Source organism: Enterococcus sp. DIV0756 (assembly GCF_051710745.1).
In the GTDB taxonomy this organism is placed as follows: domain Bacteria; phylum Bacillota; class Bacilli; order Lactobacillales; family Enterococcaceae; genus Enterococcus_A.
Window position 1 is genome coordinate 2759351 of sequence record NZ_JBIOLF010000001.1, and the last position, 22803, is coordinate 2782153.

Annotated in this window: 21 protein-coding genes; all 21 read right to left on the bottom strand. The window is 34.4% G+C overall.

Features of this window, described 5'->3' with window-relative positions; all coding sequences use genetic code 11:
- Positions 1 to 3: 3 nt before the first annotated feature.
- The 21 genes from IGI44_RS13410 to IGI44_RS13510 all read right to left on the bottom strand — a co-directional run bounded on the left by IGI44_RS13410 (position 4) and on the right by IGI44_RS13510 (position 22796).
- Positions 4 to 1827 (bottom strand): polysaccharide biosynthesis protein, encoded by a 1824-nt coding sequence (locus IGI44_RS13410; RefSeq protein ID WP_438788232.1) that lies wholly within the window; start codon positions 1825 to 1827, stop codon positions 4 to 6.
- 1275 nt (positions 1828 to 3102) lie between these two features.
- Entirely contained in the window at positions 3103 to 3819 is a 717-nt protein-coding gene (locus tag IGI44_RS13415; protein ID WP_438788233.1) for a sugar transferase, read from the bottom strand.
- Positions 3820 to 3848: 29 nt separating this feature from the next.
- A complete protein-coding gene (locus IGI44_RS13420; protein ID WP_438789001.1) occupies positions 3849 to 4613 on the bottom strand; it encodes a tyrosine-protein phosphatase in 765 nt (254 codons plus the stop codon).
- A gap of 7 nt (positions 4614 to 4620) precedes the next feature.
- A complete protein-coding gene (locus IGI44_RS13425; RefSeq protein ID WP_438788234.1) occupies positions 4621 to 5370 on the bottom strand; it encodes a CpsD/CapB family tyrosine-protein kinase in 750 nt (249 codons plus the stop codon).
- A gap of 36 nt (positions 5371 to 5406) precedes the next feature.
- Entirely contained in the window at positions 5407 to 6186 is a 780-nt protein-coding gene (locus tag IGI44_RS13430) for a YveK family protein (protein ID WP_438788235.1), read from the bottom strand.
- Between the two features lie 14 nt (positions 6187 to 6200).
- Positions 6201 to 7046 carry a hypothetical protein gene (locus tag IGI44_RS13435; protein ID WP_438788236.1) on the bottom strand — a complete coding sequence of 282 codons (846 nt, stop codon included), beginning with the start codon at positions 7044 to 7046 and terminating at the stop codon, positions 6201 to 6203.
- Between the two features lie 45 nt (positions 7047 to 7091).
- Positions 7092 to 7742, bottom strand: coding sequence for a class D sortase (locus IGI44_RS13440; RefSeq protein WP_438788237.1), 651 nt, complete (start codon positions 7740 to 7742; stop codon positions 7092 to 7094).
- Positions 7743 to 7767: 25 nt separating this feature from the next.
- Complete coding sequence (locus IGI44_RS13445) at positions 7768 to 8361, bottom strand: hypothetical protein (protein ID WP_438788238.1); 594 nt, start codon at positions 8359 to 8361, stop codon at positions 7768 to 7770.
- A gap of 395 nt (positions 8362 to 8756) precedes the next feature.
- The gene (locus IGI44_RS13450) at positions 8757 to 9710 is read right to left on the bottom strand and encodes an LCP family glycopolymer transferase (protein ID WP_438788239.1); all 954 of its coding nucleotides are present in this window, start codon (positions 9708 to 9710) and stop codon (positions 8757 to 8759) included.
- Between the two features lie 91 nt (positions 9711 to 9801).
- Positions 9802 to 10761, bottom strand: coding sequence for an acyltransferase (locus IGI44_RS13455; RefSeq protein WP_438788240.1), 960 nt, complete (start codon positions 10759 to 10761; stop codon positions 9802 to 9804).
- Positions 10762 to 10970: 209 nt separating this feature from the next.
- Positions 10971 to 11951, bottom strand: a complete 981-nt coding sequence (locus IGI44_RS13460; RefSeq protein WP_438788241.1) for a nitroreductase family protein — start codon at positions 11949 to 11951, stop codon at positions 10971 to 10973.
- A 29-nt stretch (positions 11952 to 11980) separates the two neighbouring features.
- Positions 11981 to 13495 (bottom strand): lipopolysaccharide biosynthesis protein, encoded by a 1515-nt coding sequence (locus IGI44_RS13465; protein ID WP_438788242.1) that lies wholly within the window; start codon positions 13493 to 13495, stop codon positions 11981 to 11983.
- 35 nt (positions 13496 to 13530) lie between these two features.
- The gene (locus IGI44_RS13470) at positions 13531 to 14622 is read right to left on the bottom strand and encodes a polysaccharide pyruvyl transferase family protein (RefSeq protein WP_438788243.1); all 1092 of its coding nucleotides are present in this window, start codon (positions 14620 to 14622) and stop codon (positions 13531 to 13533) included.
- Positions 14615 to 15877, bottom strand: coding sequence for an O-antigen ligase family protein (locus IGI44_RS13475; RefSeq protein ID WP_438788244.1), 1263 nt, complete (start codon positions 15875 to 15877; stop codon positions 14615 to 14617). The genes IGI44_RS13470 and IGI44_RS13475 overlap by 8 nt, the downstream gene beginning before the upstream one ends.
- The gene (locus IGI44_RS13480) at positions 15871 to 17067 is read right to left on the bottom strand and encodes a glycosyltransferase family 4 protein (RefSeq protein ID WP_438788245.1); all 1197 of its coding nucleotides are present in this window, start codon (positions 17065 to 17067) and stop codon (positions 15871 to 15873) included. The genes IGI44_RS13475 and IGI44_RS13480 overlap by 7 nt, the downstream gene beginning before the upstream one ends.
- Positions 17068 to 17070: 3 nt before the next feature.
- On the bottom strand, positions 17071 to 18195 hold the full coding sequence (locus IGI44_RS13485; RefSeq protein WP_438788246.1) for a glycosyltransferase: 1125 nt from the start codon (positions 18193 to 18195) through the stop codon (positions 17071 to 17073).
- A 14-nt stretch (positions 18196 to 18209) separates the two neighbouring features.
- Positions 18210 to 19340 carry a glycosyltransferase gene (locus IGI44_RS13490; protein ID WP_438788247.1) on the bottom strand — a complete coding sequence of 377 codons (1131 nt, stop codon included), beginning with the start codon at positions 19338 to 19340 and terminating at the stop codon, positions 18210 to 18212.
- A gap of 80 nt (positions 19341 to 19420) precedes the next feature.
- Complete coding sequence (locus tag IGI44_RS13495) at positions 19421 to 20536, bottom strand: glycosyltransferase (protein WP_438788249.1); 1116 nt, start codon at positions 20534 to 20536, stop codon at positions 19421 to 19423.
- 30 nt (positions 20537 to 20566) lie between these two features.
- The gene (locus IGI44_RS13500; protein WP_438789002.1) at positions 20567 to 21250 is read right to left on the bottom strand and encodes a sugar transferase; all 684 of its coding nucleotides are present in this window, start codon (positions 21248 to 21250) and stop codon (positions 20567 to 20569) included.
- 56 nt (positions 21251 to 21306) lie between these two features.
- Positions 21307 to 22074 (bottom strand): tyrosine-protein phosphatase, encoded by a 768-nt coding sequence (locus IGI44_RS13505; RefSeq protein ID WP_438788250.1) that lies wholly within the window; start codon positions 22072 to 22074, stop codon positions 21307 to 21309.
- Positions 22075 to 22091: 17 nt separating this feature from the next.
- Positions 22092 to 22796: a CpsD/CapB family tyrosine-protein kinase gene (locus tag IGI44_RS13510; RefSeq protein WP_438788251.1), complete on the bottom strand. Its 705-nt coding sequence runs from the start codon at positions 22794 to 22796 to the stop codon at positions 22092 to 22094.
- Positions 22797 to 22803 lie beyond the last annotated feature (7 nt).

Consider the following 22803-nt stretch of genomic DNA (forward strand, 5'->3'; position numbering starts at 1 on the left):
TCTTTATTTATTTGACGCATTTGCGAAGTAAACAACTTCTCTGGCTAAATCTTTATCATCTCTCGGTAACTGATCGACAAAATCAATTACTTCATTAAATGGGAATCCATGAATATTTCCTACAAAGATTTTCTCGTAAACTTTTTCATCATTCCGTTCTTTATCAAGCAATAATTCCTCATATAACTTTTCGCCAGGACGAATACCCGATTCTACGATATCAATCTCGTCTTCTGCGTACCCGCTAAGTCGAATCATATTTTTGGCCAAATCGACGATCTTAACCGGCTCACTCATATCCAAAACGAAGATCTCTCCACCTTTAGCCAGAGCGCCTGACTGAATGACTAGCCGACTCGCTTCAGGGATCGTCATAAAATAGCGCGTCATCCGAAAATCAGTGATTGTGATTGGTCCACCTTCAGCAATTTGTTCCCGAAAAACAGGAATAACACTGCCACGAGAACCCAAGACATTTCCAAAACGCACAGCAGAAAATTTGGTTTTCCCAGCTTCATTAAGACTAGTAACAATCATTTCAGCAATTCGCTTTGTCGCCCCCATCACATTAGGTGGATTATTAGCTTTATCGCTTGAAATCATGACAAAATTTTTAACATTATTCGCTTTCGCTGCTTCAGCCACATTTTTAGTTCCCAAAACATTGTTTTTAACTGCTTCACGAGGATTGTATTCCATTAATGGGACATGTTTGTGGGCCGCCGCATGATAAACTACATCTGGGTGATACTGACCCATTATTTCAAAAATCGTATGACGATCTTGAATATCAGCTATGATTGGTATAAACTCCGTACTTTCATTTTTGTTGAGGCTCTTTAACTCTCGATGAATTTGATAAATTGAGTTTTCCCCATGTCCCAACAGTAATAACTGTTTGGGCTTAAATTTGGTTAACTGACGACAAATTTCCGAACCAATCGATCCTCCTGCCCCAGTTACTAGAATAATTTGTCCTGATAATTGGTCTTGAATTGAATCGATATCTAATTTGACTTCTTCCCTGCCTAAAAGATCTACCACATCGATCTCTCTCAATCGATTGATATTGACTTTTCCAGCTGCTAGCTCCTCTATCGAAGGCATCGTGCTAACCTTTACGTTAGACTCTGATAACTCAGTGATAATCTCTTGCAATCGTTTATTAGATAAAGATGGAATAGCAATGGTAACTCGATCAATTTGGTACTCTTTAACTAGTTTGGGTAAATCCTTAATATAGCCCAATACTTTTTTACCAGATAAATATGTTCTCTGCTTGTTAAAATCATCATCAACAAAACCAATAACATCAATATCTCCTGAAGTTGGTGAATCAATCAGACTATTAAATAGAATTTTCCCACATTCACCAGCACCAATGATTAACATTCGTTGTGTCTTTCCATGACAAAGTTTCCGCTCATTATTACGTCGTTCAATCAACAATCGCCAGATCAAACGGCTAGCAATAATCAAACAAAGAGTTAAAATATAGGCTAATAATTCAAATCGTTGACTATACCCTTCTTTCCAGAAAAAAGAAATAATGAATAGACTTAAGACGAATTGGAAAGAAAGCGAAACAAAAATCGCTATGATTTCTTTCAAATTCGTATAGCGATTGATTCGCGTAAAAATATTAAATTCAAAACCAAAGATCAAATACAATACGATCGACAATATAGTTGTTATCCAAACAAATTTTTTGGTGATTGTTACATAAGGCAACATAAAAAAGTACGCTACTAAACAAGCCACTATAATCAGAAGAGTATCTAATACAATTAAAATAACTATTTTTCGATTTCTTGTTATTACAAACATTAAGTGCCCTCCAAACTACCACAATTTCTTCAGCTTATTTCTTTTGAGTAAAAATAATTAAACACTTTGAAACGGTGATTCCTTATCTCTTCAAATCCAATGAATCATTGTATCCGCCCATTGAAATGTTATAAATTTTTATTTAATCTTATTCTCACCATTGAAATATCATAATTCATTCGTCAATTAATATTTAATGTGTATTTTTTATCCTCTATTATAGAATTACAACTATCCAACGACTCGATTTTTCAAAAAATCGAGTTATTTTGGTAAAGAATGTATAGAATCTCTAATCAATTTATCAGCAACGAATTTATTTTACCGTTAATTATATAACCACCAAAGGTCAATTTAATAATATTTTATGGATATTTATTTTTTTGTATTATTAGTATATTATAGATGTTAATATATATCAATATAATATTGAATATCATTTTTATTTTTACATATAAATAACTCAATTAATTTTATTTATATTCGAAATCGCTTTCTAAGAGAATCGTCAAGCTTTTCTGTTTTTTTACAACTTTTAAAAAGGTCTGTTGTTGAATAGCGAAAAAACTTACACGCTTGATTACGAATTTACCTTCTTTAGCATTAGTAAATAGACCCAGATTAGATTCTCCCTAATTATTTGTTCACATAAATATTTTTCGTGATTAATAAACGCGCGCATTTTCAGTAATCCAATACGCCATTCAATCTGTTATTAAATAAAAAACTCCTTTAAATAGTCCGAATGGCAATCAACCACTCAAGCTATCGAAAGGAGTTTTCCACTGCTTCCAGTCATCCTACACAAGATGAAAATATCGATATCAATTCATTGTTCACCTCTCCTTTTTATTCACACTTCTAATCGAAATAATTAACTAAAACATACTTACTGCTTCTACCGTTGATAACTGTCCAACTGGCTCAGTTAGCGACCTCTTGCAATTACAATTCGACCCTAGAACAAACAGTACTAATATTCAAATAGAAGAAAGATCATTGATCTATACTATTTCCCATCAGTCTATGATTCTCAAGTAGAAGTATTTGAAAACAAACACTAGTTAGAAGAACTCTTGCAGCTGTTCAACCGAATCATTTTCAGACATGGATCTATTTGCACCAAAGACTGATTTTAAAGTAAAAAAATATGCCACGCGAAGAACGCGCCGCATATCGGACTAAGTGTTATTCTAATTTGTCCCACCAATACGATTCAACGAAGAGACAATGAAGTCAAATCCTATTAAATTCCTTTCAAAAAAGAGGCTGTCACTAGTAAGCTCCTTTCGATCGAGCCATCACCTTGATTGTTTTGATAATCAGGGACAAATCATTTCTCGTACTGCGAGTTTTGATATACTCAACATCAAAGGCCACCATCTCATCAAAATGAACATCATTGCGTCCGCTAACTTGCCATACGCCAGAGCACCCCGGTTTCACTAATAGGCGCTGCATATCATATTGGGTATACTCAACTACTTCTCTTTGCAACGGTGGTCGTGGACCGATTAAGCTCATATCCCCTTTGATCACATTGATTAATTGGGGCAGTTCATCCAAGCTGGTTCGTCGAATGAATTTTCCAAACTCAGTGACCCGTGGATCTTCCTTGATCTTAAACATCGCACCTTTGATTTCATTTTTATCAAGAAGCTCTTCCAGCTGTTCTTCGGCATCGGCACACATAGAACGAAATTTATACATCGTAAACGGTTTGCCATTTCGTCCCACCCGTTTTTGTGCAAAAATCACTGGAGCATTAGGTGCTTCCTTATGTACTCGATAAGCGACCCATAGGATGATTGGGGAAATTAGAACCAGCCCGCAGCAGCTTGCCACAAGATCAATCATTCGTTTACTAAAATTATAGAGTCTTTGCCGTTTAATTTTTTCGCTGTCTATCCAAATCAACTCAGAAGGCTCTGTATCTATACAAGGTGCTTCTTTTTCACTATCAACATTCCAAAGAACTTTTTCAACTTTCATCCTTAAAATCTCCCAACAACTATTGATAATCAAAAAAGCTTGAACCGTGTTTCCTTTATCGCTTGATACTTCGGCCGCACGACGGGATCGCCATTTACCAAATCCTTGGCCATTTGCTGCATGTCCGCCACCATCTTTTTCCCACCAATTTTCTGGATAACTTTGTAGGCTTCCTTCATGTAAAAGTTCCGATGTCGTAAACTGTGAGCATCAGAAGCAACCATATACAGCATTTGGTGTTCCAGCATTTGTTTGGCTGTTCGCTGAATCTCATCTCCGAAGACGCCTACGATACTTGGCGCCGTCAACTGTGTCAGCACGCCCATGTCAAGAAATGGCAACAGACGATTCGGCTCCTTACGGAAAACCGTGTTTCGCTCAGGATGAACGATCACCGGAATGTGCCCTTGATTTAATAAATGAAAAAAGACTTCCTCTGTATACAACGGAACCTCATTCGTTGGTAATTCAACTAATAGATAGGTATCGTCTAGATCCGTAAACAAAAGCTCTCCACGCTCGATTTCCATTAAAAGAAACTCCGTCAGCCGCACTTCCTGCCCTTCCAGCAAAGTCAGCCTCAGTCCTCGCAGATCAATTTCCTTTTGCAACGATTCCACCTGTTGAATGATCTCAGGTGCTGGATTGTTGTACTTCCCATTATTGTGATGAGGGGTGCACATGAGATGCGTGATTCCTTGACTGATCGCTTTACGGACCATGTCTAGACTGTCCTCCAATGTTTGAGCACCATCATCGACACCAGGTAAAATATGACAATGTAGATCAATCATTGAAGCCTCACTTAGTTCCTTCCATCCCATAATAATAGTAAGAATCATCGCCTTGTTTCTTCCCGTTATAGATGACCCCGATGATCTTCGCTTGAACCATGTCCAGCATTTTTTTCGCTTCTAAAATCGCTTGTTTATTCGTCGTCCGTTCACGAACGACTAAGATCGTTCCATCGACATAAGCAGAGAGTATTTGCGCATCCGTCACCGTCACCACCGGCGGCATGTCAAAAATTACCAAATCAAAGGCCTCTTCTAAAATCTCTACTAGTTCCTGCATCTTTTTAGATCGCAGCAGTTCGGAAGGATTCGGCGGGGTAGGACCACTAGGCATGAGAAATAGATTCTCCGTGCTAGTCTCTATCAATCGATTATCAATCGCTGCACTTCCCTGCGTCATATAACTGTTCTCGTTGTGAAAGCTGCCACTAGTTGAATTGCCCTCAGTCAAATAATTACTCAAGCCGTTTACATTCGGGACTTTAAAACTCAGCGCCGCACTCGGCCGTCGTAAATCTGCATCCACTAACAGTACCCGACTTCCCGTGTTTGCAAATACGATCGCCAAATTCGCTGCCGTTGTCGACTTCCCTTCTGATGGTCCAGAAGAAGTAATGACCAATGATTTAATTTTTTTATCAGCCGAAGAAAATTCAATATTCGTGCGAATTTTGCGATACTGCTCTGCTGCTGTAGAAAAAGGGTTGATTGCTGCTATCAAATCAACCGGATTGATCGTTTGTTTCCTTTTTGCCATCTATTGTCTTCTCCTAATTCTCCATAATGTCATTTGTTATACGCGTTTTCGCTTCCGTGAACTGACCGTACGAGCACCCATTCTTTTTGTCTCTTCCGGTGTTTTTACGATAACCCCACGATTTTCAAAAAGATCTTTTTTACTGATCTCTGATACTTGGCCTAATATCGGTAAGTCTAAGGATTCAGCAATGAACCGCTCATCCTTTACCGTTTTATCTAATAATTCCAGCAAGAACGCGAGTCCCACACCGAACATCATTCCTAAGACCGCACCAATCAATAGATTCAGTTTGTTATTAGGAAAGATCGCTTTTGAAGGAACGACACCCTTGGAAGTGATCGTTACCTTGCTGACCTCCAGTACATCCTCCGCCTTTTTCTGGAAGATTCCTGCGGTCACGTTAGCGATTGTCGCCGCTTTTCGTGGCTCAGGGGATTTCGCGATAATCCGGAACATCTGAGAGTTCTGGGCCTGCTCCACCTCGATGATAGCCTTTAATTCGCTATTGCTATAGGTGAATTGATATTCCTTTTGAAGTTCCTTTTGAACCGCATCAATGACGATGTCGCCCTTGATCATGTCCTTGTATGTATTGATCAGCATGACATTGCCGTTAATATCATTTTGTAGATTGGTTCCTTCAGCCTGCTTGTTTTGCACAATCAGCTGTGCCGCCGAATCATAGATTGGGGTAAGCATGAAAAAGGTGACCCCAGCTGCCAAACCAATCCCAGCAATTGTGGTCATAATGATTAATAAGGCTTTCTTTTTTAACATCTGAATTAGTTCTACTATACTGATTGTCTCTTCCATCACTTTTCCCCTCACTACTGCGTCTTCACTATTTTTTTATGGCGCAACCTTTCACTGATCAACACCAATAGAATCGCTAATGCTGTGGATCCAACTCCTGCAACAATAAAACTCAAATCAAATGCGGTAATATATTGTGTCACAAAGCGATACAACCCTTCAGACATAATCCCTAAGCGATTGATCACACCGCTAAAATAAATCGCCGCCGGCAAAACAATCAGCATCAGTCCCGCCCCAAAGAAAACAATGCTACTCCAACGCATGCGCTGATGCTTCATTTTGACCATCATGATCAGTCCTAAAAAGAGAAACAACGACGCAACACTCGCTAAAATCAAGATTAAATTCAAAGAGGCACGGAAGGTCATGACTTTCTTCCCATACTCCAGCAAATACGGAATCTCAATATACGCCGCATAGTTCTTTGTTGCATTCTCCGCCAAATTCGTCAAATTCGTGCGGGTCGCCTCATCGATCGGATAATTATTTTGCTCCGCGTACTGCTCAACATTTTTGAGGATATTTTCCTTAATCAGGTTTTCTCCTTGAAGCTCAAAAGGAACTTCTTGATAAATACTTCGAATATAATTCTCAACATTCGTAGAAACTACCTCTTTAGGAACCACATCCGCCAGAACCTCAGGAGGAATATTGCTTCCCCGACCTAAATCCTGAATACTCTCAGTCATATCTTTACGAATCGTCGCAACATAGCCCGTCCGACGAACCTGTTGAATCATGAAATTTTGATTGAACAACGTCATTCGAATACAGATCAAGGCAAGCGTCGCAAAAAGAAGCAAGGACCCGATAAAAGCTAAAATCCATCGGGGAATAGTTCGTTTCATATGATTCATGGTCGTCGCTTCCTCCTCGTTCTGTGCTCGTTTACTTTTTGTCTATTACTCATTGCCATTAATCATCGGCCCAGAGACAAATTCTCCTATGGCAAATAACCGTTCATTGGTTAATCCCAAACTGTCAATCGGGTAACAGGTATAAAGAATAAGCCGCCGATCATTTCGTTGATAGATCATATCGTTGATCTCTTTATCCTTTTTATCCCGAACGTCAAGTCGGTTAATGCGATATACATAATTTCCATAGGTTGTTTGAAGCGTGATCTCATCACCAACCTGTGCCGCACCCAGCTTTCCAAAATCATCGACATTGTGTCCGCCGATCAACGTTGTTCCGAGCTCTCCTGGATAAACAGAGCCCATAAATTGTCCAGCGCCTTCACGCAAAATTTCTTCGGTATCTCCAAAATACAAAGGAACATTCAATTGCAGTTTTTCTATCTTCACTTTCCCATACAGCTGTCCACCCACCGGATAATCAATCTTACTCGATGGCAGTTCATTTTTCGCGTTTGTCGCGACCTGTTTATTGTCCACAGCCGTAAACGACTGTTTCGTTGTCTCAAAGTTAGGAGTATCTGTTAATAAAAACAGTTGGATAGAAGAAGTGACAAATTGTATGACAGGTTTTCCTATTACATAGATCAAAGAATAGCCGATAACCAGAAAGATGATTGGAGCGACCAATGTCACTCCAACCCTCTTTAGTCTTGAAGACCTAGGCAAACTTCTTACGCCCTACTACAAATGCACCTGCTGCAACGAGTAGTAAGCTTGCAAAGGAAATCGCGCTAGACAAGTACGTCATACCTGTCTGCTTCACCGCACCACCTGATGTATAAACGGTGCTGCCAGAACTTGTTGCACCAGCTGAACTAGCACCCGGCTGAGTAATCGAATAGCCTCCAGGATAGAAGGTAATTGTCAACCCAAGGGTATTCGCCGCTTTGGTGATTATATCCTTCAATTGATTCTTCGTGTTCAATGGCAATGCCTTAATCAACGCTTCGATCGAATTGATGTTCGACACATCAAGACCAGAAGCTTCAACTAATGCACGCGCACGCTGAATCTGTTCAACCACAACGTTCACTTTATCCGCAGACACATCATTCTGCTTCAAGAAGTTCTCTGCTTGTGCACGCTCAGAGGCGCCAATGCTGAAGGTCTTTCCACCTACAGTCACACCCTTGTCCAGCTCCGACAAAATTCTTTGCTCATCCGCAGTGATCGCACCGTCTGCTTGCGCACTAGGCCCAACAAACAAAATCACCGCAATGAGTGCAATGAACCCACTTACAATTTTCTTCATCTACATACCTCCTTTACTAAAAAATGGCAAACAAAAAATCATCAAAAATAATATTTTCGATGATTCAAGTATACTTTTTATTAAATTAAAAAACAATAATTTTTATATTTTTGTTTAAATCATGTGAAATAGGCAGAAAATTAATTCTTTATTAACTACAATAAACAAAGATTATTTATATATTATCAACCCTTACCCAGTTCATATAAACCTTAGAAAAGGATAGGAAAATAAGTTTTGTAAACAAACATTTCTATTGCAAATAGCTTTTTATTATCTAACAAAAAATTCGAGTACGATCGAAAAATTCTTCGCTCTACCAAAAGCATATAGCAGCCAAAAAATCCAAAACAGAATACTCGATAATATTCATATCTTGGATTTTTCTGCAATTTCTATTTTAATTGAGCCTTCAACTCATCCTGCACACGTTTCAGCTCAGTCGCATCCACACGTTGATAAGAAACCCCATCTTGCATGAAGCCCTCACCCTTCATTTGATCCGATTTGATATTACCAAACGCCGCACGGTAATCCCCCATTAGGGTCCGCATATCCGTAAAGCTCAAGTCCGTCTTCACGTTCTCACCCATCGTTGTTAAGATCGATTGATAATTCGTCAAACCATTCGTACTTAAAACCTTCTTCGAAACACCGGTAATAATCTGACGCTGCCGCTCCTGACGGCCATAGTCTCCATTCGGATCATCATAACGCATCCGTGAATACTTCAACGCCATCTCGCCATCAAGGCTCTGAGCTCCTTTCGGGAAAGTCGTTCCCTCATACGTAAACTCAAAAGGATTATTCACTTCAATCCCGCCAACCGCATCAACCAAAGCTTCGATCCCTTCCATATTAATCGTGATATAATGATTAATTGGAATATCCAGTAATTTCTCCACCGTATCCATTGACATCGCTGCTCCGCCAAAAGCATACGCATGGTTAATCTTATCTTCCGTATTATGCCCAACAATCTCCGCATACGTATCCCGCGGCAAGCTAACCAATAATGACTCATTCGTTGACGGATTCACCGTCGCCACCATCATTGTATCCGAGCGGCCCTGCTCCGTACGTCCAAGCGCCCCCGTGTCTACTCCTAGAAGTAAAACACTGAACGGATCTTGCTCAGATAAATTTACTTGACGTTTTTCAGAACCACTACGTTTCACCGTTTCATAGGCATCACCTGCAGTAGACTTCACATCGTAATACATTTTTGCACCAACACCAACGATTACTAGAATAATCGCTAGTAAGATTCCTAGTAGAGTTAAGAAAATCTTTTTCGATCGACTCGTACGCTTAACACCTTGGCGTTTCCGTTTTTTCTTTTCTGACATTTGATCAACTCACTTTTTCAATTCATTAATAACAGAAACACTTGTAAAACTACTTCAAATCAATATTTACCTATTTTCTTCATTGTGATACTCAGTAAAAATACTTTTCAATATATTTTTTATAGTACTTAGAAAATACTAACGACGATATAGTAACTAGTATTACTAAAATCACTAAAACAATGAAGTTTGAAATCTCTATATGAAAAAATTTAAACAAACGATAATAAAGAATCAAAAAAATAATATGCACATAAAATATCGATAAAGAACTTTCATCCAACATTGATAAAATTTTTTTAGGCTTCCCCCACTTGGAAAGAAAAAAACTAAGAATACCTATAGAATAGAATATCATTGTCGGACGCATTGTACTAGTCGATAATCCAATCGACCTTTCACTAAAATAAACATTTATAAAAGCTGAACCTAACATAAAAAGAGTTCCTAAAAAAAATAGTCTTTGACTATACTTCTTAATTTTATTTAAAAAATTTTTGTTTCCTGCTAAATATATTCCAAAGACAAAATAAAAATACCAATTCACAAAAAAAGTATTACTGTTTCCAAGAGCCGCTTGATAAAACAGTTGTCCGATTAGTGTAATCAAAAAAGCCGTTAATATCCCGATTTTCTCCGTTGAAAACCGAACAATAAAAGGGAATAATAGATATAATTGTATTAACACAATTATAAAATATAACTGTTCACTTGATTTCCCAGTCAATAAATCAAAGACTAAACTTTTCAAGTTTTTATGATCTTCTCTTAATAAAAAGTATACTATTGACCAAAATATATATTCAGGTATAATTTTAAATCTTCTTTTATAAAATGTATTAAGTCTGATTTTTTCAGTATAATTTAGCCTTAAACCGTAACCAGATGACATAATAAAAACAGGTACTGAAAATCTTGATAATTGATCAAAAATAAGAATAATGGAGTTATTTAACACACTAGAGCTATCAAACTTCATTGTCATTACATGAGTAACTATCACACCAAAAATTGCCAGACCTCGTACATTTTTCCATTGCTCTCTTTCCATAAATCACCCCTCTATCTACCCATCTTTATTTTAGTTCTCTTATACCGAAAACATACATAAAATTTCAAGAATTCAACATAATACTAAAAATGGCCTTGTTAACTCAGCTATTTCTTAAATAAAAATTTAGCTAACTTCAAAAAACTATTTAACTAAAAATAAAAGCAAACCGCATGAAATTGTTTGAACTATTAAGCTTTTTCTACGACCTATACAATATACTTAATAATTTCTTTGGTATCATATCTTGGAGATTCACAAACTTTATTTTTTTTATTTTTTTTCCCAATCGGTAAAAAGCTAATAAAGACCTCACTATCTTTAATTTTAATCAGGTCTCTCAAAATCGATTCACGTTTTATTTCGAATGAAGTATTCAAAGTACATGCACCAATATTCTTCTCTTCCAATGCCAGTAACAGATCCATAGTAAAAATCCCACCATCGATATACGACATATTTAAATCTCCTGGGTCAGAATAAACGACTTGATCAGCCACGATGACTAATAATATTTTGGGATACTCATAACCGTTGTAGCCCCCCTGTATTTCTAGTGATTTTTTTATAATTTCTTTATTTTTTATAATATATACTCTCGATGATTGTCTGTTGCATGCGCTGGGAGCTTTTTGAGCTGTGCTTATTGCGTGTACCAAATCATCTTCATTAACTTCATTTGGAGAAAACTCTCGAATACTATATCTATTTAATGAAAAATCCGTAAAAGTTGAAAAATTATTCATATTATCAATATATTTATATCCTGTATTATTAAAATTGCATTTGTTAATATCTTCTAATTGTTCTTTTGTAAAAATTCGAGATAGATATTCAGTTGAATATTTTACATTCTCATGCAAATCAATATAGTTTTTCACGGTGGAACAGGCAACCTGATAAGCAAAGTCACTTTTCATCCCGAAGTTTAAATATTCTTTCATTGCTTCTGCTTCTTCGACTAGGTTATTTAGGCCGAAGCCGTATCTAATTTCCCGATGAGACAACCCTTTTTCAAGAACATGTGAATGCATAAGTAGATTTGCTTGATATTTTTCAATACCTCGATAGTTCATTGCACGATTATATCGTCGTCTGTTATAATTTGATATTTTTTTTAATCTTTTACTCTTTCTAAAATCAAAAACAAAATCTGGTAATATTTCCTTTATTCTATCTTTAACAGACATCTCTTATAATCCTTTCCTAATCCTTAATATCATCTTTTTAAAGTCTTTATCTTATTAAAAAGCACAAATAAATGATTCTTATTAAATACAAAAGTCAGAAACAGGGAAACCAATACTAACAGTGCAGTTATTAAAAATGATTGATATATCCATTCTGACCAACTATTGATAGATAACATTTTTGTGCTGTATCTGTTATAGTATATAATTGCTATACCGAATACAATTAGTGCATACAATAAATTTTTCAAGCTTTCAAAAACGCTCATCCCAGTAATTCGTTTTGGCACATAGAAAAAGAGATCTACACCCCTATAAAAATTAGCAAAAGTTGAACCCATTAAAATACCTACAATGCCCTGATAATAGCATAAAATTGTGGAGCTAATTACTAATATCATGGCTTGTGTCAAACTTCTTAATCTAGTCTCTCTATAGTGACCAGCGGACATGACCATCATGCCTTGTGGAGTTTTTATTCCATTTACAAAACCATTTATGACAAATGCAATAGAAATAGACTGCACCAAATAGACATTGTTATCAACTCCCGAAGTATATAGTTTAACAAAAGGCATCAACATTGATAAAGATACTCCAAACACGATCCCAATAATAATAAAAAGAAAATATTCAAATGCTGAATATATTTTTTTCAATTTATCAAATTCTTCTCTAGCAATTAAATCACCAAAACTTGCCGAAAGAGAGTTTGGTAGCATCGTTACAATTAGATTTATCCCCCCTATTACAATATTATATATCGAAAATACACTAACTGAAACTAATCCTAGCATAAACGTTGCGAGTATAGTGGGAAATGCTGATTGAGCAGTTCCTACAATTTGTAAAAAAAGTACATCCCATCTATTTTTTAAAAGAGAAACATTGGTTCCATATTTTTTTGAGATAGATGGATAATTTTTATTAACATGCCTACTTAGATATAGCCATCTAACTCCTATTGGAACTAACGCGAATAAATAGACCCAATTTATCGGAACTTTAAAATTGGAAAGTGTAACGATGATAATACCATTTAAAATTTGATTAATAGATACAGCGTTCAGCACAACATAACTTTTTTGATCGGCTGTTAGTAAAGTTCGATATTTCCCCAATGAAAAAAAATTGATTACTCCTGTAAGTCCAATAAAAATGATTAAGAAAAAAACAGATTTATTAGAGATAGGAAGTCCTTCAATAAATAGTGGATAGACAAAGGCGACTCCCAACACACCTAATAAAAAATATACTCCCACTCGTTTATAAAGTACTTCCGTCGTATTAATTAAGATTGAAATAACTTTATAATCTTTTTGTGCTAATGGCTTATACAGGGCATATATTGCCGCTCCTCCAAGCCCCGCCTCCAATATATTAAAATAAGATATAAATTGGGTTATGGATGTCACTAAACCATTTGTAGAATTGCCATAATTTAATAAAATTGCTTTTGGTACGATAAATCCCATCGCAAAAATAATCAATTGGTTACTAAGTGATGCAATCGAATTAAAAGCGAATTTCTTTGTTCTATTCATAGACTCTCTCTCTATCGTTCAATATAATAAACGTTCTATTCTCTAGTTTTATCCATAATTAATTTTATTACATCTAATGATGCTTTCCTTTGTTCTTCTAAAAGAGCATTAACTGTACTCCAATCTATTTTTAAATCGGTTTCAGAGTCAATATTTCTATTTTCTAAACCCACTAATTCTGTCAAATTCTCTATTCTTGAATTAAAATTGATTTTCTCTTTATTAAGGGCAAAAAAGAATTCTTTCTCAAAATTTATTGAAAATGCGACTCCATGAAAGGAACTTGTTAAGACATACTCAGCATCGCGAAAGAAATGTAAAAAATCTATTGGTCCAAAATCTTTTTTATTCACAATTCCAAATTTTTTTTTCCAAGACTCGTTAAGGTAAATAATTTGAAAACCAGTCTGTTTTCTAATCTGTTTAGCTTTTTCAAATAACTCCGGAGAATCAGCCATTGTATAAATCAAAATATATCTATTCGTACAAGGTCTATTAATAGGTAAAATCGAATTCCAATAGTCTTTAGTTAAGAGTAATGTGGGGTCTAGTACTTGAAAAACCTCTTTTTTAGTTAACCCTTTTATTTCATTTATTCCATCTTTTTCCCTTAACGACAACACATCAAACGATCTCAATGATTTTCTCCAATGTTCGATATCGTCTTTTTCAAACTGTACAATTCCCAAACTAGCTGCATAGGAAAATTTTCCTTTACCTTCTTCAGCAAAATCTAAAAAATAATTCCAATCTTTATTCGTATGATTGAAATTCCAAACTTGATCACTTCCTACAATAAATCCATCAAATTCTTTATTAGCCAAAAAAATATTTTTTGAGTTGTACTCTCTAGAAAAAATCTGATTATTTACATAAAAATCATCAAATAATTCTTGACGCTTCAATACATATCTATTCGAAAATAAATGTTTTATTAATTCTTTTAAACTATCAATCTCACTAATTTTCTTCAATCGATATCTTGAATTAATATGCTTATTTTGATAATTTACTATTTTTACATTTACTCCCTCATTAGTTATCAAAGTTTGTAATGCAAAAGATTGTAGTGCAGCCCCAGCATTTCGTGTATTATGGAAAGTTAAAATACCAATTTTCTTAGTCATAAGAGCAATCTTCATCCTTCTTTTTTTTGAAAATATGAACTATCATTAGACACAAAATATACGTAGCTAAAAGAGAATTATTGTAAAATGGATTACCACTCATTCCATATACAACAAAAAAAACTTGATAAGAAACGGAAAATATAATAATAGTTTCATACTTACTTTTTTCAGCTTTAAGCAGTTCTTTTATTCCTTGAACTAGCCCGCAAGTAATAGCTGTAACAAAAAGGATAAAACCCACAACACCTGATTCTGCCAAAACTTGAAGATATATGTTATGAGCATCATTTCCAGAAGACACAATCTGTGTGGTATTAACTCCAATTCCTCTAAATGGATGTTGGTTGAAAGCATTCAAAGTTGATGCATAAATATATTGACGTCCATTCAATATATTTCCAGAATAATCAATGTTCTTTTTAATCATTACCTGAGTGATTTCTAAATTATTTAATATATACCAACCTACTAAAATGAAAAAAATTAATAGAACTGAATAAACAAAAAATCTCTTAATATTTTTTCGTGATCTAATAAGGATAATAACTATCATTGAAGCGAACAATCCCGCCATTAGACCTCTTTTAGTAGTTCCAATAAGTAAAACAAGCCCAAAAAGAAAAGAGATTATTGATACTATTTTGTTTGTTTTCGTTAATAACAAAGCGAACATACAAATCATAAACAAAGAGATATGGAACGCATTTTGACCTATATCTGAAGTAATTCCTACTAAAAAACTCGCCCTTGTTTGATTTACTGCATTCATTAATTCCTTTCCCGTATACAATTTCATCAATATATTGATTTGTTTTTCTGGCTGAATCAAAAAGAATAAATTCATAAAAACATGAACCCCGGTACAAATTACCATTGAAGGCACAATAAAATTAAAAATTTGAATTGGGATGTTTTCAGAAAAAATCATAAGTACAACTAGTGGTAAATATGAAAGTAGATACTTTATGCTTAACTCTTGATTAATTGAGAAGAAACTCCCCATTATGATAACAATAGAATACATAATCCAAAAAAACTTTCCAAAGGACAAACTTATGTTGATCTTTGTCGATACAATAATTCCCAAAATAAAAACGAATAAAAGTATAGAAGAAAATATATAATAAATACTCGGAAAAATATTAATCGTATTGATAAACAAAACGTATAATACAGAGAATATAATCCAAATAAAACTCAAGATCAAAGATTTATCAGAACCTTTAGTTCCTTCAATTTGATTTTCTAGCATTCGCTCACCTGCTTCACTATTTGTACAAAATTCCTTACATAGAGCCTTTTATCAAAAAGTTCGCTTCTATTCTTTGCACTATTTCCCATTTTAGTTACTATATCAGGGTTTCTTGATAGAAAAAGAATTTTCTCTTCTAATTGTGATATTAAGATTTCTAAATCCCTTTTTTCTACTACTAGCCCAGAAAGTTCATCTATAGTTTCAATCAATCCACCAGAATTTGTAATTATTACAGGATGTTTGCTTGCCATATGCTCAATTGAAGTTAGAGCTAATGGTTCATCCCACACTGATGGTACTACTCCTATATTCGCAGATGCTGTTACTCCAATAACTTCGTCATACGGAAGAGTTCCAGTGAAGACAGCATCATCATCGTCCAAAGTATTATGTACTTCTTTCAAATAGGATGACTTCCCTTTTGCATCTTTTTTTTCAGCTGTTAAAAGAAGTTTTATTTTTGGATTTTTCTTTCTGACATTGTGGATTGCTTTGGCTAATTCTAAAACTCCTTTTTCAGGAATAATCCTACCTGTATAAAGTACAATAAAATCGTCCTTTTCAAAACCATACTTTTTTCTAATTTCTTTCTTCGTACTTTTATCAACTTTTTGAAATTTTTGTATATCAACCCCATTATAGAGTAGGTAAGTATTATTATTACCTCCTATTTGGTTAACTCTTGATTTAATCCATTTACTTATACAAAAAATTCCATCATATGAGTTTTTCATGTTAATAGCTTTTTTATTATCAGGATTAAGAAAATCATTATGCAAGTGTAAGTAAATTTTTTTATCAGGAAACTCTTTTCTTAAAAATACTCCATACTCAGGTTTATTTTCCACAATGATAGCGTCAAAATCTTGTGTTCCTCTCTTCATTTGCTTAATAACCTCTTTAATAAAAGCATTTTTTATGGACAAGGAAGAATATTTATTTACTAAATGGCGAAGCAGTTTCGAAATATTAAAAAAAATATTTTTGTTATTTATCCAAGTAAAACAGGAATTTTTATATTTCATTGATTCATTAACCGCATCGTAATTATGAACAGTAAATACTTCATAACAAAAATTTTCATTTTTTTCATTTTCATCAATCAAAATATTGGTCAGTAATTCTACAGCACCTCCATTTACAGCAGGAATTGGTAAAATACCGTTCGTTACTATTGCAACCTTCATATATTATCCTTTCTTAACAAGATTTTCATAGTAGTTTATTAATTTACCAGCCTCAAAAGTAATTTCCAACCCACTATTCTTTAAATTGTTTTCAATAGGAATCCTCGAAAAATTCATTTTTCTAATATATTCTGCCCATTTTACCTTCCCTAAATCAAGCGGAAGTTCATTATAAGCCTTGCTAATCTTTGATTCATCAGGGATTGGACCTTTAGAGGCTAAAATTGCTAAACCATTTGCCTGTGCTTCTGTAGTAACCAGCGGCATTCCTTCATATAAAGATGGAAATAGAAATAAATCAAAACAAGAATAATATTTTTGGATTTCTTGATTAGGTTTTACAAAAATAACTTTTTCATCTAAATTGAGCATACGTATTTTCTCTTGTAAACTTTCTTTCAACTCTCCAATTCCCAATAACATTAAAACATAATTTCCATTATTACCTTTTTGAAGCTCTTCAAAAACATCAATAATAAAATCATGATTTTTTTGAAGAACAAATCGACCTATATTTCCAATTACAATATCGTTCTTCTCTATTTTATATTTTCTACGTAATTCATTTCTATCGGTTTTATTAAATTGGAACCTTTTTTGAGAAATCGCATTTTTAAAAATCTTTACTTTTCCTTCACGTACATTTTTCTTACCAAATAAATCAGTTGCAGCTGCTTTAGAAGCTGCTATATACTCTGTAGCAAAAAATTTGCTTAAAGAAGCATATACATTATTTCTAATAAACTGTTTTAATCTATTCCCTTCTCTTACATTAAATAAGTGTGCGTGAGACAAGCGATTTCGTACACCTGAAAAAAATCCTGCTGCTAACCCATGAAAATTGGTAAATGTCATGTGACATTCAAGAATATCTAGTTTGTCTCTTTTTATTTGGGATATTAAATCAAAAAAAGATTTGATAGGATTTGAGTTCATTGAACCCACTTCATGAATAATGCAACCTGCATCTTCAAATCTTTTAGAACATTCTAGTATCGGTTTAGTGTAACTATAAATATGTATTTCAAATTTTTCTGAATTCATAAAATCAATATAATTGATCAAATATGTTTCTACTCCTCCAAACATTAATCCACCAACTACATGACCAATTTTTATTTTTCTCATAGAAATCTCCAAATCTAGTCTGAACCTTTCACAAGTTCTAAGTATTTATTTTCTAGTAAATGTATGGAATTATCAATATTGAAATTTGAAGCTTTAAAAATTTCACTTGCATTTTTTCTATCAATTTCTTTATTGTGAAATCGATTTACTTCAAAAGCCCATTCTTCATCTGAATCGCTTAAATTTATAAATTTTATATGTTCAATTACAGCAACCTCATTCGTAATAGCTGTCGAAACAATACTTGGTAATCCCGTTGCCTGAACTTCTTCTAAAACTACTGGTAATCCTTCATAGTGTGATGGCATAATGTAGCAATCCATAACTTGAAGCCATCTTTCTATATCAGACCGAAAACCAACAAATAATACTGAATCCCTAATTCCAAGTTCTTTAGTGTATTCTTCTGTCGCTTTTCTAAGTTCGCCAGAACCGATGAGAACCAGGTATGCATCAGGATTTTTCATTAGTAATTTATTAAAGACATCAATTATTTTTTTGTGATTTTTTTGGTAGACAAAGCGGCTCACATTACCTACTACAAACTTGTTTTCAAGTCCCATCTCCTTTCTGATCATTTTTCTACAAGATGAATCAAAATAGAATTTTTTAGTATTGATTGCGTTCGGTAAAATAAAAGTTTTTCTGGTTTCTCCAAAAAGCCATTTCCCTGCAATATTAGAGGCAGCAAAAAAACTATTTGAATAATGTGATAATGGAAACTTTAAAATATTTCCTAAAAAAATTTGCAACTTACTTGTTGTCTGGTATCTTGTATTATGTGAGTGGGCTATTCGAACTTTTATACCACTTTTCTTTGCCTCTCGTAATACAAAAAAATTTTTTGAAGAACCATTCATATGTAAAATATCGAAATATTCATTATTTTTAAAAAAAGAGTGCAATTTTTTTTGATACAAAAACTGACCCTTTACACTTCTCAAGTTAACACCCTCGATAACATGCACTTTGAAATCACTAGAACGTAACCACTCAAAATACCCAGATTCTTCAGAAGTTTCTAGAGTCAAAACCTCGACATCAAATTTTTTACGATTTATCTTTCCAAAATAAGTTTTCATCATAGCTTGAATTCCTCCGTTCTCCAAGCTATCCAAGAAAAATAGAACACGAACTCTTTTCATAATTCATAATCACCTTACTAAAAGATTTAATTTCTCAAAATATTCTGGTAATACAGTATACACTTTATTCTACTCTAGACTTAATTCTTTAGATATTCTTTTTCGATACTGTTAATCATACTAGACAAAGTAAACTTATCCTCAAATACTGATCTCGTGCTTTCAAGATTTTTAATATCACTTCTTAGGATCAATTCACTAGCCGTAATTGGATCACTAATATTGAAAAGAGCATCTTTTCTTATCAATTCATCATGTCCAACTACATTAGTTCCAATAATGTTAATATTTGCACGCATAGCTTCTATAACAGAATATGGTAATCCTTCATACAATGAAGTGGTTAAATAGAGATCATATCCTGCAACAAGTATTTCAGAATCCGTTCTTTCTCCTAAAAGATGAATATTTTTTGAAACCGAACTATGAGTTACTAAATTTTTAATTTCCTCAAATAATGGTCCATTTCCTACCCATACAAAGTGAACATTTTTATCTTTATTAATTACAATCTCAGCTATCTTGAAAAAGAGTATCGGATTTTTCTGTTCTGTCATCCTAGCATTATTTCCTACTATAAAAAATGACTCACTTAAGCCTAAAGATTTTTTTAATACTTTTTTTTCTGGAAATGATATTTCTGGTAATCCATTATAGATAACTTTAAATTTTTTTGGATGATCAATATTTACACGTAATGCTTCATTCAATTCACTTGAAGAAACGCAAAAATTCATTGTAGTCATGTACCGACTTAACATCTTTTCAATCATGACAAAAAATGACTTTTTTTTTGAACCAAACTCAGAAGATAAGAAAGAATAGGCATGTGGAGTATAAAAAATCTTCTCTACTTTATTAAATTTAGCTGCAAATCTACCTACAACACCAGCTTTTGAACTATGACAATGAACAACATCCGGCATTATTAGCTTTATTTGTTTATTAATAAATCTGAAAGCTTTTAAATCTTGGGAAAAACTAATTTTTCTTTCTAAAAAGGAACAAGGTATCATAGTACATTTTTTTTTCAAATTCTCATAATTTTCAATAAACGTACTATCTAAATTCTTCTCCCCGTGAATATAAAAAATTTCAAATTTTTCTGAATCTAAATTTTCAAGCAGTTGAACAATATGCTTTCTCATCCCACCACCCACAGATTCACTAATTAGTAAAATTTTTTTTTTGGCCATTTTCATTGCACTCCATTACTGACTGTACTTTCAATATGCACTGTTAGGTTTAATCATTATTTTTATTGTGTTTAAAATCAGTTTTATATCATAAATAGTGTTACGTTTTAGAATATACTCAATATCAAAATTGACCATCTCATCAAAATGTACTTCATTTCTACCACTAACTTGCCATAACCCTGAACATCCTGGCTTCACTAACAAACGTTGCATATCATATTGAGTATATTCAGCAACTTCTCTTTGCAAAGGTGGCCTTGGTCCAATCAAACTCATATCACCCTTGATGACATTAATCAGTTGTGGGAGTTCGTCCAAACTTGTTCTTCTAATAAATTTCCCGAACTCAGTCACTCTCGGGTCCTCTTTCATTTTAAACATAGCACCCTTGATTTCATTTTTATCAACCAGTTTATCCAATTTTTCTTCCGCATCTACACACATTGAACGAAACTTATACATAGTAAACAATTTTCCATTTCGTCCTACACGTTTTTGCGCAAAGATGACCGGAGAACCTGGCTCATCCTTATGTATTTTATAACCAATCCAAAGCATGATCGGAGAGATTAAAATAATTCCGACTATTCCAGCAAAGAGGTCAATGAGTCGTTTAACAAAATCATAGCCTTTTTGTTTCTGAATTTTTTCTTTATCTATCCAAATTAATTGAGAGCCTTCTCTCTCTACAGGAGACTTGGTCTTCAACATATTCACATCCCCAAAATACTTTTCACTTTTCATAATATGCTCCCCCAAACAAACTATTAATTAAAGAATTTGAAGCGTGATTCTTTTATCATTGTGAATTCTGGTCGTACAACTTCATCACCGTTCACCAAATCTTTTGCCATCTGCTGCATTTCTTCAACCATTCTTATCCCACCAATTTTATGAATTTCTTCATAGGCTTCTTTCATCAGAAACGTTCGGTGTCTCAGATTATGGGCATCAGAAGCAACCATATAGAGCATATTGTGCTTCAGCATTTGCCGTGATGTCTTTTGAATATCTTTCCCAAAGACACCAACAATACTTGGAGCAGTTAATTGCGTTAATGCTCCCATATCCAGAAAGGGGATTAGCCGATTGGGGTCTTTTCGAAAGACCGCGTTTCTTTCTGGATGAACAATCACTGGAACATGCCCTTTGCTCATTAACTCAAAGAAAAGTTGTTCCGAATACTCAGGGACATCACCAGAAGGAAATTCGATCAGGATGTATGTATTATCAAGGTCCGTAAATAGAATTTCTTGATTTTTAATATCCTCTAAAAGTGAACCTGTAATCCGTACTTCTTGTCCTTCTAATAAAGTGAGTGGAATATCTTTTTGATCCAAGACTGCTTGTAACTGATTGACCCTAGTAATTACTTGTTGAGCAGGATTAGAATAGCTTCCATTATTATGATGCGGCGTACACATTAAGTGCGTAATTCCTTGACTCACCGCTTTTTTTGCCATTTCGATGCTATCTTCTAGCGTTTGAGCCCCGTCATCAACTCCTGGCAAAATATGACTATGCAAGTCAATCATTTCTCCACCTTCTTATACTATTTATCGGTACCATAATAGTAATAGCCTTGGTCATTCGCATCTGTACTGCCGTTAAACACAGCGCCTAACACATTGGCATTAACCATGGATAGCAGTTCACGAGCTTTTTGCAAAGAATCTTTGCGAGTAACATTTTCACGTACGACTAACATCGTGCCATCCGCTTTTGAAGCAACGATTTGAGCATCCGTTACTGCTACGATTGGCGGCATATCAAAGATCACAAAATCATAATCAGATCGTAACTCTCTAACTAATTGATCCATTCGAGTTGAACCTAGTAGTTCAGATGGATTTGGCGATTTCGGTCCACTAGTCATTACGTAAAGATTAGGAACAACACTACGTTGAACTGCCTCACTGACATTCATATCTGTACTTAGAACGTTACTCAAGCCCACGCCATTATTTAATAGGAAGGTTTTGTGTACCGTTGCTTTACGCATATCCGCATCCACTAATAAAACACTTTGTCCAGAATTGGCAAAGACTACTGCCAAATTCGCTGCGGTTGTTGATTTTCCTTCACCAGGACCTGAAGACGTAATTACTAATGTTTTGATTTGACGATCCGCTGAAGAAGCAAATTGGATGTTCGTACGAATCGTACGGTAACGTTCAGATACCGGTGAACTTTTATCAATTAAAGTAATCAGGCTGACTGCCTGAGCTACATCGGATTGTTTCATTCTTTTAGCCATAGTTACC